Origin of the sequence: Paenibacillus sp. V4I7, from assembly GCF_030817275.1 — a bacterium.
GTDB lineage: Bacteria > Bacillota > Bacilli > Paenibacillales > NBRC-103111 > Paenibacillus_E.
In genome coordinates, this window is record NZ_JAUSZD010000002.1 from 5,904,391 (window position 1) to 5,922,137 (window position 17,747).

12 protein-coding genes are annotated in these 17,747 nt (G+C 46.5%); 1 reads left to right on the forward strand and 11 read right to left on the reverse strand.

All coding sequences use genetic code 11. From position 1 onward, the window contains the following. Positions 1-168 precede the first annotated feature (168 nt). The 10 genes from QFZ80_RS27710 to tkt form a co-directional block, all read right to left on the reverse strand. Positions 169-3,006: a glycoside hydrolase family 3 protein gene (locus tag QFZ80_RS27710; protein ID WP_307562039.1), complete on the reverse strand. Its 2,838-nt coding sequence runs from the start codon at positions 3,004-3,006 to the stop codon at positions 169-171. A gap of 24 nt (positions 3,007-3,030) precedes the next feature. Further along, the gene (locus tag QFZ80_RS27715; protein WP_307562041.1) at positions 3,031-4,728 is read right to left on the reverse strand and encodes a glycoside hydrolase family 2 protein; all 1,698 of its coding nucleotides are present in this window, start codon (positions 4,726-4,728) and stop codon (positions 3,031-3,033) included. Between the two features lie 69 nt (positions 4,729-4,797). Then, positions 4,798-6,486 carry an ABC transporter substrate-binding protein gene (locus tag QFZ80_RS27720; protein ID WP_307562043.1) on the reverse strand — a complete coding sequence of 563 codons (1,689 nt, stop codon included), beginning with the start codon at positions 6,484-6,486 and terminating at the stop codon, positions 4,798-4,800. 69 nt (positions 6,487-6,555) lie between these two features. Further along, on the reverse strand, positions 6,556-7,449 hold the full coding sequence (locus tag QFZ80_RS27725; RefSeq protein WP_307562045.1) for a carbohydrate ABC transporter permease: 894 nt from the start codon (positions 7,447-7,449) through the stop codon (positions 6,556-6,558). A 75-nt stretch (positions 7,450-7,524) separates the two neighbouring features. Next, a complete protein-coding gene (locus QFZ80_RS27730; RefSeq protein WP_307555947.1) occupies positions 7,525-8,412 on the reverse strand; it encodes an ABC transporter permease in 888 nt (295 codons plus the stop codon). 346 nt (positions 8,413-8,758) lie between these two features. After that, positions 8,759-10,297: a response regulator gene (locus QFZ80_RS27735; protein ID WP_307562047.1), complete on the reverse strand. Its 1,539-nt coding sequence runs from the start codon at positions 10,295-10,297 to the stop codon at positions 8,759-8,761. A gap of 5 nt (positions 10,298-10,302) precedes the next feature. After that, positions 10,303-12,087 (reverse strand): sensor histidine kinase, encoded by a 1,785-nt coding sequence (locus QFZ80_RS27740; protein WP_307552698.1) that lies wholly within the window; start codon positions 12,085-12,087, stop codon positions 10,303-10,305. A 160-nt stretch (positions 12,088-12,247) separates the two neighbouring features. Then, positions 12,248-12,739: a NanQ anomerase/TabA/YiaL family protein gene (locus QFZ80_RS27745; RefSeq protein WP_307552696.1), complete on the reverse strand. Its 492-nt coding sequence runs from the start codon at positions 12,737-12,739 to the stop codon at positions 12,248-12,250. 93 nt (positions 12,740-12,832) lie between these two features. Then, on the reverse strand, positions 12,833-13,489 hold the full coding sequence (fsa, locus tag QFZ80_RS27750; RefSeq protein ID WP_307552695.1) for a fructose-6-phosphate aldolase: 657 nt from the start codon (positions 13,487-13,489) through the stop codon (positions 12,833-12,835). A gap of 35 nt (positions 13,490-13,524) precedes the next feature. Then, on the reverse strand, positions 13,525-15,552 hold the full coding sequence (gene tkt / locus QFZ80_RS27755) for a transketolase (protein WP_307562049.1): 2,028 nt from the start codon (positions 15,550-15,552) through the stop codon (positions 13,525-13,527). 115 nt (positions 15,553-15,667) lie between these two features. Here tkt and QFZ80_RS27760 point away from each other — a divergent pair, with 115 nt between their 5' ends. Further along, positions 15,668-16,555, forward strand: coding sequence for a LysR family transcriptional regulator (locus QFZ80_RS27760; RefSeq protein ID WP_307552692.1), 888 nt, complete (start codon positions 15,668-15,670; stop codon positions 16,553-16,555). Between the two features lie 175 nt (positions 16,556-16,730). Here QFZ80_RS27760 and QFZ80_RS27765 read toward each other — a convergent pair whose 3' ends face one another. Further along, on the reverse strand, positions 16,731-17,744 hold the full coding sequence (locus QFZ80_RS27765) for a zinc-binding alcohol dehydrogenase family protein (RefSeq protein ID WP_307562051.1): 1,014 nt from the start codon (positions 17,742-17,744) through the stop codon (positions 16,731-16,733). Positions 17,745-17,747: the final 3 nt, after the last annotated feature.

A 17,747-nucleotide genomic window follows, 5' to 3' on the forward strand; every position in this document is an offset into this window, starting at 1 on the left:
ATTTTTTGAAAAATACCCTCATTCTTCTGTTAAAAATCATTCTATAATTAAGGTTTTTGCGATTTTGCCATACAAGGATAACGGCTCCGTCGCCTTCAGCAACTAATGAAAAAAAAAGATTGCCCAGGACCTCTGGTCCAGATGCAATCTTTTTTCAGTAGCTTGCGCTTAACTGTCTGTGTGCAACCGGAACCAACTAATCTGCACAGTTCCGTCAAAGCGCAGATAAACATCACGAATTCCAGCAGCACCTGACAGATCAGCCTTGACCGTCGTCCAAGCCTGCCAACCGCCCGTAGGCGGCACGGTGCAGATACCTACAAGCAGTCCATCCGCCGCGTCGAGACGAATTTCGATCTTCGCACCCGCTTCCGCTTGGGCAACGCGGGCTTCAAATGCATCCACTCCACTGCCCAGGTCGGCGCCACGAAAGGCAATCCAGCCTGCCGCACCTTGATTGCGTAGGCTCGTTCCTCCGCCTTCGCGGCATGCGTCTAAGTACACGCCTTCATAGTCGTCATAGTTAGCGGCGCGAACAGGACCAATCAACTTACGAGGCGGAATCGTTTCTCCGTGCACGGAGAAAGATGCTTCCGCGTGCAAACTGCCTGAAGAAGAGCCAACCATTATCGTGTAAGCACCGCTTTCCACACAATACCGGTCACGCGTTACATCCCAAAAAGCAAGCTCCGTTACTGGAAGCGTAAATGTCACAGATTCGCTTTGACTAGGCACCAGATGCACGCGCTGAAATCCTTTCAATGTCTTAAGCGGACGTTGAACGCGAGACTCGTTAGCACGAACATATAGCTGGACAACCTCATCTCCAGCCAGGTTTCCGATGTTTTCAATGCGGATGGAGACCTTCAACTGTTCATCGGCATCGAGGTCTACAGAGCTAAGCCGCAGATCACTATATTGAAAATCAGTGAAAGAACGCCCATGACCGAACGGGTAAAGAACTTCACCATCAAAGTACTGATAGGTTCGTTTCCCTTTGATGATGTCATAATCCATCAAATCCGGAAGCTGGTCCGTAGAACGGTACCAGATCATGTTCAGTCGGCCCGCCGGATTATAATCGCCGAACAACACATCTGCAACGGCGTGACCAAGTTCTTGTCCGGCGTGGGAGCTGTAGAGCATAGCAGGGATATGCTCATCTTCCCAGTTAACGGCAAACGGGTAGCTGCCGACGATAACCACAACCGTGTTCGGATTTGCTTCGAACACGGCGCGAATGAGCGCTTCCTGCGCAGGCGGAAGCGTCAGGTCTTGGCGATCAACGCATTCCTTACCGTTGATGAATGGGTTGTTGCCGACGAAAACGACGGCGGCGTCGGCAGATTTAGCGGCATCCACCGCTGCGCGGATGCCGTCCTTCACGACGTCGATCTCGAAGCAATCGACGTCACCTGGCTGACCGGCTCCGCCGCTGACGGTCAGCAGCCCGCCCTCTCCGGCCCTCACCTGCTGGCCGGCCCATGACTTCATCACGGCATCGGCGCCTTCCAGCGCCTCGAAGCCGAAGGCTTCCTTGACGAACCAGCCGCGGGCTTCGTCGGCAGTTGCCGCGAGACAGCCGTCGTCCGTCTCGGTGACGAACTTGCCGCTGTCGGCGGCGCGCAGCGTTACGCTGCCCCAACCCCAGTCATCGCGGTCGAACAGGACCGCGTCGGCCGCGTCCGTGCAATCGGCAGCGAGCAGCTGCTGCGCATCATCGCTAAGCCCAACGTACGCGCCTGTAGCTTTGTTACGAAGCCTTATCCGATCGCAAGCCTCTTCGAAGAGGACCGTCTTCCCAGCCATCTTCTCCTGAATCCCTTGCAGCGGTGTGATTCGATATGGAGGTGTACCGCTGTACCAATCCGTATAAACGTTATTCGCGAGTGGACCTATAACAGCAATCCGCTCCAACCCACTTTTCAAAGGCAAAGCCCCATCGTTCTTTAGCAATACGATCGATTCGCGCGCAGCACGTAGGGATAACTCCGCATGCTCGGGTGCGCACAGTTTGGATTCTGGTGTATGGGCATAAGGGTTACCTTCCTCAGGATCAAATTCCCCTAGTCTAAAGCGGACACGGAACGTGTTCCTTAGCGCTTGGTCCAAGTCCTCTTCATTCAGTAATCCTTGATCTAGTGCGTCGTGAATGGCGCGAATCGAAATCTCCTGATCATCTGTTATGCTGTCAATACCGTTCTTTATCGATTCCGCAACCGCTTCAGCGTAAGAATGCATGTGTTTATGCTCGCGCACCGTGCCTATAACATCGCCTGCATCGCTAACAACAAAACCATTCATCCCCCATTCACCCTTCACAATCTCGTTCACATCTGGATTCAGATTGCAGAGCGTGCCGTTGACGGCATTGTAAGCCGTCATCATCGAAAGAGCACCACCCTCTGTGAAGGCTGCCTCAAAAGCTTTCAGATAATATTCCCGCATATTGCGCGGATCGATGCTGACCGAACACTCACCTCGGTCAACCTCATTGTTATTCCCAAGGAAATGCTTTAACGTGGCAACTGCCTTCAAATAGAACGGATGCGGCCCTTGCATACCTTTCACCAGCTCCGTAGAAATCCTCCCTGTCAGATAAGGATCTTCTCCATAGGCCTCCTCCGTACGCCCCCAACGAGGGTCGCGTTCCATATCAACGGTAGGCGCCCATATCGTAAGTCCATTAATTGCAGGATTTCTCTGAAAATATACCCTTGCCTCATCAGCAATGGCTGAGCCAATTTCACGGAGCAATTCCGGATTCCATGTACATGCTAGACCGATATTTTGCGGGAACACTGTCGCTTCGCCCAACCATGCAATTCCATGTGCCCCTTCCGTCCCATGCTTATATGGTTTTACACCAAGGCGGGGGATTTCCGCCTGATACTGACACATTAGGTTTATTTTTTCTTCTAGCGTGAAACGGGAAACCAAATCAATAACACGCTCTTCGAGCGGTAATTCCGTGTTTTGAAACTGAAAAGTAGTATTTGTGTTCATTGCTAGCTCCCCCCTCTAATTTCATCAGCCATCTTTACGGTAAAAATCGCGCACCGTCTCATACGTTAGCTTGGGCCTGCGATACGCATCCACGATCCCTTTACTGTTCTGTGTCATCGCTCTTGTCAGCAACCATCCGGTTCCTTCCGTGACCCGGCAATCGCAGAATTGCCAGATGAACATGCCAGATATGTAAGGACGCTCCAGAAAGTGTTCCAATGCTTTACCAACAATATCTGCCTGGCGCTCTTCTGTGCCTTTCACTCGTGGGGGTGCGCGGAATCCATAGTAGCCATCCGCGCCGAACTCACTCATAATGAATGGCTTATCTGTTCCGCCTGCTTGATCCGCCCATTTCTTTATTCGGTCACTTAAGTGTCCTGGCTCATCATCTACGTACCATCCCGGATATACGTTGAATGCGACGATATCAGCCAAATCCAAGCATATGTCGCTGAAGTGATGATGCGACGCGTAGCTAAGAGGTCTGCTCGCATCCATATGGCGAAGTTGTCTCAACTGCCGTTCATAGTGCACTCTCCCTTCATCCGTATCGCTCGAGCACTCGTTAAGAATCCCCCAAATGATAATCGAAGGGTGATTATAATGATTTTCAACCATTTCACGGTTGCAGTTCTCACATTGCTCGGCAAAGAGTGGGTGGCGCATTTGTTCCAGCGACAAACCGCGTGCATGATTTTCCTCCCACACATAGATCCCGCGCTCATCACACAGATCAAGAAACCGCTGATCGTACGGGTAATGGGTTGTACGAATTGCGTTCGCACCCATATCTTCGATCAGGTCTAAATCAGCCACCATCAGCTGCAGCGGTAATGCAGCTCCAACCAGAGGGTGATCTTCATGTCGGCAGACTCCCTTTAACTTGATCTCCTGCCCATTTAAACGGATTTGTCCATCTTCCGTCCTTATAATACGAAAGCCGACACGTTCAATTAAGTCATCAATGGGTTCAGCGATACCTTGATCATATAACCGCGTTTCCAGCAAATACAGCTGGGGAGATTCATGCGACCAAGGGGTTACACCAGGAAAAGCCAAAGTTCGGGAAATCTCTATCGATGACTCTGCTTCAATTTCGACAGTGCCAACAACGAAATCGACATCCGCGAGTCGTCCTTTAATTTCAATAACTCTTTTTGTACTTGAAACATTCCGCACCAAAACGTTTATGGCCCCGCTCCACTCCCCATCTTCATATATCGGGGTAACATGTACCCTCTCTACAAACACTTCCGCAATCTCCTCAAAAACAGCAGGACGAATGATTCCCCCATAGGTATAGTAGTCATTAGGAACATGTAAAGCCGATGCTTCAGAGAACGAATTATCTACCCTAATGACCAACTCATGCATGCCTTCCGGAGCATCAGGGATAACAATAGAAAATGGTGTATAGGCATTGTAATGATGCGCAACAAGTCGGCCGTCGAAATAAACATCAGCTGTATGACTTACACCGTGAAACTCGAATCGTATAGGTCCTGATCTCGAGACCGTAACCTTCCGTCGATACCATCCGTGTCCACGATACGTCTGAAATCGGGGATGCGTTTCCCAACACCCTGGCACGGGTAAGCTGAAATCGTATGTCGTTGGGAAAACCGAGTCCTCAACATCTTCTGAAGTGGTTGTGAACTCCCACATTCCCTCTAACTCATCTATTCGGCGAATTCGATGCGTTTGGAACAGCCTGATCATGAGTACCGACTCCTTTCTTGAAAAAGAGCCCGTGAGACACGGACCCTTTCACTCATTCGTGCCATACGTCTATTCGTTCCAGAGCTTCACTCTATCTTTAACCATCTGGGTAAACTGTTCACCCATTTTCTTCACGCCGACTTTATCCAGGTCTGCCATGAAAGCATCCCACACTTTATCAAAGTTTTCAGGCTTCGCCAGAATCGCTTCTGGAATCCGTTTTTTCATAATATCTTCGGATTTTTGAAAGGTTACTTGCAGATCGGAGCCTGTTGGATGATTAATTGTCCAGGCTGCGCCGTATTTTCTAACTGGAAACTCTTCCGGCTTCGGCCACAGATCCAAATACGTTGTAGCATTGTAAGCTTTTAAAGTATCTTTGTCTGCTTGTGTATAGTTTTTTTGGATTTGTTCAGGGAAAACAGGATTATAATAGTTTCCGGACGGATCTTTAACACCATCTCCATAGCGCGCGGACAACCAGTAGTTTGCTATACCATTTTCTTTCTTATAGGCGCTCGGATTGCTTGTCTTCTTGTCCTGCGCCTCAGGTGTAATGACACGTTTTCCATTTTCCACCTTATAATCGACGCCTTCAATTCCCCAGTTTACCAATACTTGGCCTTCATCTGAAGCAAGCCAATCCAAGAACTTGATCGCACGAACGGGATCCTTGGCTTTTGTTGTTATACCGATTCCATTACCAGCTAAATAACCTGTATCTTGAAAGGCGTGATCTTTGATATTCTCATTCATTGTTACCGGGAAATGAGCATAGGTTTGATCAAATTTGCCATCTTTCTTCAAGACGTTTTCACCTTCGCCATACTCCCATTTTTGGTCTATCAAACCAAGCACTCGACCGCTGGCAATTTTGGCTTTATATTGATCGTATTTTTGCACAAAGCTTTCCGGATCAAGTAGTCCGATACTATTCATATGATTGAGCCATCTGAAATACTCTTTTTCTTCCGGACGCAGGAAATGATACTTGCTTTCATACGTATTCTGATCGATATAGAATTCTCCGTCATCCGGTGCTCCTGTGGTGTAGAAAGCCGGATTCGTCACAGATATAAGGATACGCCAGTCGTCTGCGAGCAGCGAAAGTCCAATTGTTGGTTTCCCATCAATGGTTGGGTGTTTCTCTTTGTATGCTTTAATAGCGTTCTCATAATCTTGCAAGGTCTTGATTTTCGGATAGCCAAGTTCCTTGAGAACCTGATGTTGAAGTTCAAAGCCGCCTTCCGAATCAAAATACTTTTGGTTCACCTGTGCGGTTGGAAGCTGATAAATAGCATGATCTTCATTACTCAGACGAAGTCTTTTAAAATAATCGCCATATACTTTTTTGATATTAGGACCATACTTATCGATGAGTGGCGTAAGATCCAGCATGGCACCGGCATCAATCAGCTTTTGTGTATCGCCTTTCGCCATAACTAGATCGGGGTACTCGCCGCTGGAGGCCATGAGCCCTACTTTTTGATCGGATGGGCCGACCGGGAATTCTATTTTAAGCGTAACACCTGTTTTTTCTTTAATTTTCTTGCCGACTCCGGATTGCATATCGTCCCAGTCTTGGTTCGGATCTGCGCTATACATCGAGAAAGTGATTGGCGTTGTATCGTTAGAACTTGTTGCATTTGTACTGTTTGGCGTTGCCGATGGTTGTGCAGCGTCTTTGGTGCAGCCCGTTGCTGTAACAATTGCTGTAATAAGCAAGACTGCCGTCATTGTTGCCGTCTTCTTTTTCATGCGGTGTTGCCCTCCCCTTATCATGTACATGCTATTGTAAACAGAAAAACCTGTAATTACTAAATACAATTAACTCTTCACAGCACCAAGCGTAATCCCTTTAACAAAATATTTTTGCAAAAATGGGTAAACAAGCAGAATCGGTACAGATACAACCATTGTAATCGCCATTTTGATGGACTCAGGCGATACTTTTGCTACATTTTGCACAATATTGGTATTGTGCGCTTCGTTGCCGCTTTGTGTACTCTGCAGCACCTTCATTAATTCATATTGCAGCGTCGTCAACTTTTCATTCGAGCTATTATATAGAAAAGTATCGAACCAAGAGTTCCAATGCCCAACCGCAATGAACAAGGCAATCGTTGCCAACACTGGCTTGCAGAGCGGCAGTATCACCCTCCAATAAATCGTAAAATCACTGGCTCCATCGATTTTTGCCGATTCTTGCAAGGCGTAGGGCAGTCCGTCAATATAAGAACGAATAATGAATACGTTCCATACTCCGAGCATGCCGGGAATAATATAGACCCAGAATGTATTGATCATGTGCAGATCGCGCATCAGCATGTAGCTGGGAATTAATCCGCCTGAGAAATATAGGGTAAGCGCAAATAACATGGAAAACGGTTTTCGTGCTTGGAAATCTCTGCGTGCCAAGACAAACGCAACCATCGAAGCACTAATTACTCCTAAAATTGAACCGATTACTGTACGCAGAACTGAATTTTGGAAACCTTTGATCAGACCGGGAAAACGAAATATCGATTCATAATTTTCCAATGTAAATGCGCGAGGCCAAATGTGAATGCCGCCCCTTACCGTATCTACAGATTCGTTAAAAGAAATGGCTAACACGTTCAGAAAGGGATATAAGGTAGCAATCGCTGCGATAGTCATGACGATATAGAGAAACAGGTCGAAACCAATGTCGATATTACTTCTCTTGAATTGTGTCTGCATGTTTTCACCTCCTAAGAGTTTTGCTTTCTAATGATTTTCCCTTCAGGAAAACTTGCATCATAATCACGGGCTCTACTAGATAATGGTCTCTTTGGTGACTTTCTTATAAATGGTATTTGCAGTTAACACAAGCATAATGCTTACAACTGAACTGAAAATGCCAACTGCCGTACCAAATGAGAATCGTCCTAATTGAATCCCGTATTTGAGCGCGTACAATTCAAGAACTTCCGAATAATCGGTCACCAGCGAGTTTTGCAGCTGAAACTGCTTTTCAAAGCCGATACTGATTAAACTACCAATCGATAAAATGAATACGACCATGAAAGTTGTCCGAATACCTGGCAGCGTAATGTACCAAATGCGACGAAATCGGCCTGCTCCATCCACAGTAGCCGCTTCGTATTGCTCCTGATCGATGCCCGCCATAGCAGCCAAGAAAATGATCGAGTTCCAGCCTGTTTCCTTCCACATATCGGAAAAGGTTACAATACCCCAAAACCAACTGCCCTTGGCCATAAACTGCATAGGTTGATCGATAATATGCAGCTTCAGCAGAAGCTCATTAATTCCTCCATCAATTGAAAGCATCTTCGTTACCAAGCTGGCTACGACTACCCAGGATACGAAATGGGGTAAATAAGAGATTGTTTGGATGGAGCGTTTGAATAACTGTCCTCTCAACTCATTCATCAGAACTGCAAATACGATAGGCACTGTAAAACTAACAATAAGCCCCAAGATACTCATAGCGAGCGTATTGCGCAATACAAGGTAAAATCTCTCATCCATGAACAATTGTTTGAAATTATCAAGCCCCACCCACTGCTGGTTCAGTATCGATTTCCCTGGTTTGAATTTCTGGAATGCCATGAGCCAACCCCAGACGGGAAGGTAACTGAAAATAATAACCCATATGACAAAAGGGATAGACATCATGTAGAGATACCGCTGCTGAATCATCGTTCTCCAAAACCGCTTTGACTCTTTTCTCTCCGTCAGGAGGGTGTGTTTGTCAGTAGCTAGCGTTTTCATTAAATCCCTCCTAAGAGCTTTCCAGAGAAAAGCTTTCTGCATAAGTGATACCTGCGTTTTGCGGAACATACTGGTTTCGTAAACACCAGTCATTGGCCTATGTTTTTATAATACTGGACGGGCGCTGTTTAAAAAACCACGCAAATTCATCATTAAATCATGTCAAAATAGCGCTTACACAATGATGGGTTTCACTTGCAATCAACAGAAAACAAAAAAATGAGAAGGCAAGAGTAACCCTGCCACCTCATTTTTTTTCTGTTCCTCTAAGTTCTCAGCTTTTTAGCGACTTTCCTTTAAAAGAGGAGGGTGATTCCCCTACATACTTTTTAAACTTGCTGTGAAAATAGTCCGCATTTGGGTATCCGACACGGAGTGCGACTTGATGAACTTTGAGGCCTTCTCCCAGCAGCTCGATCGCTTTTTGAATGCGAATTTGGTCAAGGTAGGTATGAAAGTGCGATCCTGTGTAATTTTTGAAAATTTTGCCCAAATACCCGCTTGTATAGTTAAATAACTCGGCCAAAGTATCCAGCTTCAGATTCTCATTATAATGCCGTTCGATGAAATCGAGGATCTGTTTGAGCACCGGTTCATTGCTGGAGCCGCTGATTTGAGTTGTTAATTCGTGCAATTGACTGCTGATCCGCTGTTGCATGGTTTCAAAGTTCGGCTGTTCAAAAATGTCAGTGATCATCGGCATCGAATTTTGCACGACCGTATACGTCTTATCGCTAAGTCCAGCTAATTTATTCAGTACAATAGAAATAAGCTGAGCGTAGTGGGTTTTGATCCCATGTTCGCTGCGTTCATAGGCGAGAATTACATAGCTTGCCCGCTTAAGACACTGCTCCAAGCTTTCTTTATTTCCCATATCCATGGCATAGTACATCTTCTCAGCAAGTGAGGCAATATCCAGCGAATCAAGCTTTTCACGCGGTTCTTCTTCAGACTGCCTAACAATAAGTTCGTTGTTAAAAAGAAAATGCTCCTTCAACAAATCGGCAGCTTCTGAATAGGAAGCGCTAACATTTGTAATCTGCTTAACAATAGATCCAATGGCGGCAAAAAAGAGTGTATCGTTCAGGATGGATTTGATGTCTTCATAGATTATTTTCCGTTTTCGTTCATCCGTGACTGGATCTACAAGTAAGACCCCAACGTAGGAATTTGCTGTGAATACAAATCCCCGTCCTTTCTCCTCAAAGAGTTGGGCCAGCTTTCCCTTTACCAGCTGTTGGCCATGCGAATCCGTCACTTGCAGGCTTGGTAATTGAAGCAGCAGCACTTGATAACGGTCTAAATTTGGCCCCATACGAGAAGCTATGTCCGGAGGCAGGATCTCTTGCTTTTCATCATTTTCTACCAATAAGGCTTGTATCCAATCTTCTCTTCGTTTCGTATCTTGCACAGATGTAAGCCGAACCATTTCTGCTTGTTTCTGTAAATGGAAACGGATGCGAGTCAACTCTATAATCATTTCTTCTTCGTCCACAGGTTTGAGGATATAGCCATCCACTTGCCCCACGATCGCCCTCTTTGCATATTCGAAATCTGCGTAACCGCTCAAAATGAGAAATCGGCACAAGGAATCCGTTTTACGAATTTCTTCAATAACCTGCAGACCATCCATCACGGGCATGCGAATGTCGATAATGATTAAGTCTGGCGCCAATTCAGCGTACTTGCTCATCGCTTCTTTACCATTCATAGCAGCGCCTACAATTTTGAAACCATACTGCTCCCAATCAATTAAAGTTTGCAGGCCGGCGCGAATCATTGGTTCATCATCTACAATTAATATAGAAAACATCCTATTCACTCCTTGATCGGTATGGAGAAGGTAATCCTCGTTCCCTTGCCTTCGTTGGTGTTGATCGATAGGCCATATGCCTCCCCGTACATTAAATTCAATCTTTGATGTACATTGCGCATGCCAATTCTATGCTCTTCTTTATCTTCCGTATCTTGCATCGTTTGTTCTATTTCCAGCAGTCTCTGGCTACTCATCCCCATCCCATTATCGGTGACTTCGATTTGCAAGTGAGCCTCCCTAACGCTCGCATAGATTCGAACAACTCCGTTATTCTCGATAGACTCCAAACCATGAACCACCGCATTTTCTACAATCGGTTGGATAATTAATGGTGTAATCTTGATCATGCTTGCCTCTGGTGCCATATGGATTTCATAATTCAGCCGATCACCAAAGCGGAATTTCTGAATGTCCAAATAGCCGCGTACCATTTCCAACTCGTCCTTCAGGGGAATCAGGCTTCCCATAATCTCAAGCTTTTTCCTCATCAACTTCCCAAGTGTTCTGACAATCCCCGAGATTTCGGTTTCTCCTTTAAGATGAGCTTTCATCCGAATGGATTCCAATGCATTAAATAAAAAATGGGGATTAATCTGGCTGGCCATCATTTTCAGCTTAATCTCTTTCTGCCTTAGCTCTAACTGGTTATTGACCCGATTCGAATGGTGAACTTCGTCCATAAGCTCGTTAATGCTTCTGACCATATTATTAAATTGTCTGGATAACATCCCAATCTCATCCTGACCATCGATTTCCGACGTTGCGTTAAGATCCCCTAAAGCCACTTTATTGATCTGCCGATTCAAATGAAGCATCCGTGATGTCAACATTTTCGAAAGGAAAAAGATGAGCACGAATACAATAACCAGACTTATTAACGTGATGGACAAACCCATATAACTGATTTGGTTTGCTTTACCAACAATACTCGCCACAGTGAAAACGGATACAATACGTAATCCACTATCACTTAGTGCAGGGATCAAGTCTTGAATAAGCATTTTGGAATCCTGTCCATTAAATCGCGTCTGGTAGGTCCCTTCCGGTTTATTCAAAAAATCTTTGGCAAAGTCTAATTCACTAACGTTTTTACCTACCCAATCCGTGTTCTTGGCTGCCACAATGCTGCCTCTACTGTCAAAAATCATCGTGTCAAACAGTTCTTTGCTTACAATGGACTGAAGTTCACCCGGATTCACATTGACCACCAAGACCCCACTTGAACGGTAGTTAGGAAAATAAATTTTTCGTACGAGGCTTAAATAGGTAACGTTATTTTTGGTTTCATCCTCGATTGCGTACCAACTGTTCCTGTCCATTTTCTTGTTCATCGCTTCTTGATACCAAAAAGATTGGATAATAGTATCTGTAGGTTGAATAAAGTTCCAGTTGTTTAAAGTCGTCGGATTGGTCGTATAAAATCGGATATTAGTAACCTCTTTATACAACTTGGTAAAATCATCGAAATCCGAAAAATCTTTATAAGCGCTTACAACATCATAAACAGAGTGATATTCCGTATTCACAATACGTTCCAATCGTTGATTGATGACCAATTTATTGGAAATCTCAATCGGTACCCTGAGAATATCCGAAGCCCGGTTGCTGATTTTCTCAACGTTGTTAGACGTTTGGCCGATAGCATCATTCAGAACCGTTTGTCTGAACTCTCGGGTTAAATACACACTAACAATCAGCACCGGAATGATACCAACCAAAATAAACGCCAGAATGATTTTATTTTTAATGCGAATATTGTTCGTCTTTTTTATCAAGGTTTGGAGCACTGTTATCACCACTCTGGACTACAAAATATAGTACTGATCATTATAATACAGTTCCAACCTAAAGGTATACATGATGAATTTGCCAGCTTTTCATGTCTAAATTGAAAAAACTTTCCGCAGCTATGCGTAATGCTGGGGAAAGTTCGGAGTAATGCTGGAGCTACAGCGCCAGAAGGTCTTTATGAATTTTAATGACGATCTTTTTGTTGCTCTTAGCCTCAGTAATGGAACAGTTCGGACGGTGGATGTCAGATGGGAAGCAAACCGCAAACATGCCGGGCTTCAGAAGAATTTCTGTTTCTTGCTGTACCGGATCTGACTCATAGAAGGCGATATCATGGGTATCGAACTTATCATCGACCACTTTCGCGTTTGGATGCAGCTTGTAGAAACTAAGCCTTTCCTCCCCGCTTACTAGAAACTGAATATCTGTATACACCATATGGGACTCAGGCATCTGCTCGTCAAAGGGACGGGTTACAACTTCCTGCACATTGGCAAACATCAAATGGCCATTATCACCTTCAAGGTCATATCTCCCAACTTCCGCCTCACCTAACTTGCGATTCAAAATGTAATCGATCCCTCGCGCTACAGCCTGCGGCCAGAGATGACGTTCCTGCTCAAAATGCTCAACATCGCTAATAATCAAGGTCATGGCTCCTTTTATGACTACGAATAAAAACTTACCTAAAACAGAAAAAGCAGAAAAAAGACCCGCTTCTTACAGCGAGTCTTCCTACGCTTAAAACTTTTCTTGTTTAGCGCCTTCCCAATCGGCCAAAAACTTCTCGATCCCCGCATCTGTTAGCGGGTGCTTGCTCATGGACTCGATAACTTTGTAAGGCACTGTAGCAATATGTGACCCTGCAAGCGCAGCTTCAATCACATGAGCGGAGTGACGAACGCTGGCAGAGATGATTTCTGATTTGATACCGTGTACTTGGAAGATTTGGCTGATTTCTTTAATCAGATTCATACCCACTTGGTTGATATCATCCAAACGTCCGATAAATGGTGATACGTAAGTTGCTCCTGCGCGTGCAGCCAGTAAAGCTTGCGTCGAGCTGAAGATCAAGGTTACGTTCGTTGGGATGTCAAGTGATCTGAACACGCTAGTCGCTTGAAGTCCATCCAACGTCATTGGAAGCTTAATGACAACATTTGGGCTTAGTTTAGCAAGCTTCTTGCCCTGCTCAACCATTTCATCTGCTTTCAGTGAAACGACTTCTGCACTAATCGGTACATCGCCGACGATGGAGATGATTTCTTTCACTGTTTCGAAGAAGTCTCTACCTTCTTTAGCAATCAGTGAAGGGTTGGTTGTTACTCCTGCTACAACACCTAACGCGTGAGCTTTGCGAATTTCGTCTACATTGGCTGTGTCGATAAACAATTTCATCCTGTATCCCTACCTTTTCTCCCTTTTGTGGGCTCTTATTGGAAATACTTCTGTCTGATTTGTTGAACGATTGCATCTGCTGTAAAGCCGTATTCACGAATTACTCGATCCGCCTTCGCTGATGCACCAAATTTACGGATGCCAACAACGAAGCCATCGCCTCCCGTAATCTCTTCCCATCCAGCAGGATAAGCCATCTCAATAACAACATTCGCTTTTACTTGTGGTAAAAGGATGTCATTCCGCACCTCTTCTGGCTGCTGCTCGAACAATTCACGGCTTGGCATGGAAATAACACGAGCCCCAATACCATATTGCGCCAACTGCTTCTTCACGTCAAGTGCTAAGGTTACTTCAGAGCCCGTTGCGATGAGTTGAACGTCAGGGGTTGCTGATGCGTCAACATCGGATAAAATATAAGCCCCTTGGTGAATATGAGCAAAAGCAAGCTGATCCGTGCCCAGAAGCACTGGCAAATTCTGACGCGAGAGCGCGAATACAAACGGACCTTCCTTCGCTTGGAGAACATACTCCCAAGCTGCTGCAGTTTCGTTAGCGTCCGCAGGACGAAACAGCGTCAGATCCGGAATCATCCGCAAGGATGGGATCTGTTCGATCGGCTGATGCGTCGGACCGTCTTCGCCGACAGCGATGCTGTCATGCGTGAAAACGTACGCAACAGGGAGCTTCATGAGCGCGGACAAGCGAATCGCGCCGCGCAAATAGTCGCTGAACACGAGGAACGTTCCGCCGAAAGCTCGCAATCCGCCGTGCAGCAGCATGCCGTTCAGTGCTGCGCCCATGGCGAACTCGCGGACGCCGAACCAGAAGTTGCGGCCGCTGTAATCGGCGGCGCTGAATGCCGCGGCGTCGTTAATCATGGTGAAGTTGGAGCTCGCTAGGTCGGCGGAGCCTCCTACTAGCTGAGGTACCCGCTTCGCCAAGCCGTTAATCACTTTGCCAGAAGCTGTACGTGTTGATATAGCGCCGCTCTCGGGGGTAAAGCGCGGCACATCGGCATTCCAGTCCGCTGGAAGGTCGCCGCTGTTGGCGAGCTCGAATTGCTGAGCAAGCTCGGGGTACGCAGCCTGGTAGCTGTTCCACAGCTGCTCCCAGCTTGTTTGGGCTTGTGCGCCCAGTTCCTTGTGCTGGGCGAAGTGCTTGTAGACCTCGGCCGGGACGTAGAAGTCCGGCTCAAGCGGCCAGCCCAGAGCCTGCTTCGTCAGCAGCAGCTCTTCTTTGCCAAGCGGCGAACCGTGCGTGCCGCCGTGGCCGCCTTTGCCGGCTTTGTTCGGACTGCCGAAGCCGATCGTTGTTTTGATCTCAATCAGGGTTGGACGACCCAGATCCGCCTTGCCTTCTTCGATCGCAGCGGAAATCGCTGCGACGTTGTTTTGTTCTTCCACACGTAAGTATTGCCAACCATAGGATTCAATACGCGTCCGGATATTTTCAGAGAACGACATGTTCAACTCGCCGTCGAGCGAAATATCATTTGAATCGTAGAGCACAATTAGCTTGCCCAATTTCAAATGACCAGCCAATGAAGCAGCTTCGGAGGAGACACCTTCCATCAAATCGCCATCTCCGCAAATGGCATACGTGAAGTGATCAACGATTGGGAAGTTCGGTTTATTGTAGACAGAAGCCTGATGAGCTTCGGCCATCGCCATTCCGACAGCCATAGCGACTCCTTGGCCAAGAGGTCCCGTCGTTGCTTCAACACCTGCCGTATGACCATATTCCGGATGCCCTGGTGTGCGGCTTCCCCATTGACGGAATTCCTTGATGTCATCAATGGTTACATCATAGCCACTTAGGTGCAGCAAGCTATAAAGCAGCATCGAACCGTGTCCTGCCGAAAGAACAAATCGATCACGATCTACCCATTTGGGATTCGTAGGATTGTGCTTCAAGTGCCGCGTCCATAGTGCATACGCCATAGGCGCCGCGCCCATCGGCATACCAGGATGACCCATAGCAGCTTTCTCTACTGCATCGATTGTAAGCGTTCTAATTGTATTGATGCTTAACTCTTCAATGCCAACAGTTGTCTGATTCAAAAGAGATTCGCCTCCATCAATTTGGTTGTATTAATTCCATCTACTCTTTATTATAAGGATAGATGAAGCATTCAAATAATTGATAGTTTCGATACTCGCTATAGAAGGTGTCTATATGGTGAATTTTGAGCTTTATAAAGTATTTTATCTGACTGCCAAAACTGGCAGCTTATCTAAAGCAGCAAAAGAGCTGTACATTACCCAGCCCAGTGTCTCCCACTCGATCAAATTGTTGGAGGATACTCTGGGACTGCAGCTGTTTGCAAGGACGTCCAAAGGAGTCGAGCTTACAAAGGAAGGCGCTGTGCTTTTTTCCTACATCGAGCAGGCGTACAACTTTATTTCACTTGCGGAGGAGAAATTAAGTGAGCTTCGTAATTTCTCTAGCGGAGAAATCAAAATTGGCGGCAGCGACTCCTTGTGCAAACACTATCTGCTCCCTTTCTTGGAGTCATTCCATGTGCAATATCCGCATGTGCAGATTAACTTAGTCCACGGAACGACACCGGAAATTGTGAAGCATCTGAAGGAAGGCAAAATTGATATTGGAATTGTCAGGACGCCTATTCTTGATGACCAATTGCAGGTGCGAGAAGGCATTACCATTCAGGATTGCTTCGTAACGGGACCAAAATACCGAGAGCTATCATTGGGAAAAGTCTCCCTTGCTAAGCTTTTAACCTACCCGATCATCTTATTTTCGAGTAATAGCTCATCACGGAAATTCGTTACCCGACTGTTCAGTGAAAATGGCCTGCTGCTGGAACCGGAAATTGAGCTCGGCAGCGTGGATTTACTCATTGAATTCGCAAAGATCGGCTTTGGCGTTTCCTTCGTAACCAAAGAATTTGTAGCGAAGGAGTTGGTAGACGGTAGCTTGTTTGAGGTGAATATTGACGCTACCATTCCGTCGACTAAGATCGGCATTATCACTTTGAAAAATATGCCGCTATCGACCGCTGCCTCTGCTTTCGTTGCAGAATTGGAGAGTCCTGAAAGTTGAGCCGAGGTGGGAATAACTTGGAGTCATGCACAAAAACTCCAAACCTACTGCTTTAAGCGCCTTTTCGGCGCTCCAGAACTTGATGGACCTCCCTCTCCCTATGAGAAGGGGGCTGCCGTGGAAACCCCATCGGAACGCAAAAAAAGCACGCCCAGCAACACTGAGCGCGCCATTTTCACAAACTAACGATCGCTTTAATGACCTTCGACTCTGGCTTCAGCCAAGTCTCGAATTGATCAATCATGTCCTCGAATGTCGCACGGTGCGTGATGTAGCGCTCGATGTCGATGATGCCGTCTTGCATGGTGGCACGTACGTTGTCGAAATCCTCCATGGTTGCATTGCGGCTGCTCATTAAAGTCAGCTCCCGTTTATGAAAGTCGGGATCATGAAAGGTAATATCGGCCTTAACAAGTCCGACATACACGAGTTTGCCGCCATGTGCGACTAATCCGAACGACTCGGTCATCGACCTAGCGTTCCCTGTTGCGTCGAATACGACAGTAGGGAATTCGCCGTTCGTAAGAGCGGCTAGCTGCTCCTTCGGCTGCTGCAGGGCATTTATTGTATGGTCGATGCCTGCCCAATCACGGCAAAAGGCCAACCGCTCATCGTTAACGTCCATCGCAATAACGTTTGCTCCGCGCTGCCTAGCCAGAATCATGACGCCGAGTCCGATTGGACCAGCCCCAATTACGAGTACGTTTTCACCAGCTCGAACTTCGGATCTTCTCACTGCATGAGCTCCGATGCTGAGCGGCTCTAACATAGCTGCTTGGTCTAGCGTCAGCCCATCGGTCTTAATGAGATGGCTGGCCGGCAAGGAGATCAGCTCTCTCATACCCCCGTCGATATGTACGCCAAGTACCCTCATATCCGTGCAGCAGTTCGTCTTGCCATTACGGCAAGCAATACAAGCCCCGCAGTGCATGTAAGGAACGATGCTTACTTGATCACCGACTTGTAGTCCTGTGACTCCCTCACTGATCTGTTCAATATAACCAGCCAGTTCATGCCCGAGAATACGAGGATAGCTAAAAAACGGCTGATTCCCCTTATAAGCGTGCAAATCAGTCCCGCATATGCCAATCCTTTTGATGCGAACAATAGCTTCGCCAGCTCTTAGGCTAGGCTCCTGCACTTCTGCAAGCTTAAACTTCTCGATCTGTTCACATACAATTGCTCTCATATC

Excerpts from the sequence above, each read along its gene's own strand:
- QFZ80_RS27710 (WP_307562039.1), bottom strand. The coding sequence starts at position 3,006 with ATGAACACAAATACTACTTTTCAGTTTCAAAACACGGAATTACCGCTC.
- QFZ80_RS27715 (WP_307562041.1), bottom strand. The coding sequence starts at position 4,728 with ATGATCAGGCTGTTCCAAACGCATCGAATTCGCCGAATAGATGAGTTA.
- QFZ80_RS27720 (WP_307562043.1), bottom strand. The coding sequence starts at position 6,486 with ATGAAAAAGAAGACGGCAACAATGACGGCAGTCTTGCTTATTACAGCA.
- QFZ80_RS27725 (WP_307562045.1), bottom strand. The coding sequence starts at position 7,449 with ATGCAGACACAATTCAAGAGAAGTAATATCGACATTGGTTTCGACCTG.
- QFZ80_RS27730 (WP_307555947.1), bottom strand. The coding sequence starts at position 8,412 with ATGATTCAGCAGCGGTATCTCTACATGATGTCTATCCCTTTTGTCATA.
- QFZ80_RS27735 (WP_307562047.1), bottom strand. The coding sequence starts at position 10,297 with ATGTTTTCTATATTAATTGTAGATGATGAACCAATGATTCGCGCCGGC.
- fsa (WP_307552695.1), bottom strand. The coding sequence starts at position 13,489 with ATGAAATTGTTTATCGACACAGCCAATGTAGACGAAATTCGCAAAGCT.
- QFZ80_RS27760 (WP_307552692.1), top strand. The coding sequence starts at position 15,668 with ATGGTGAATTTTGAGCTTTATAAAGTATTTTATCTGACTGCCAAAACT.
- QFZ80_RS27765 (WP_307562051.1), bottom strand. The coding sequence starts at position 17,744 with ATGAGAGCAATTGTATGTGAACAGATCGAGAAGTTTAAGCTTGCAGAA.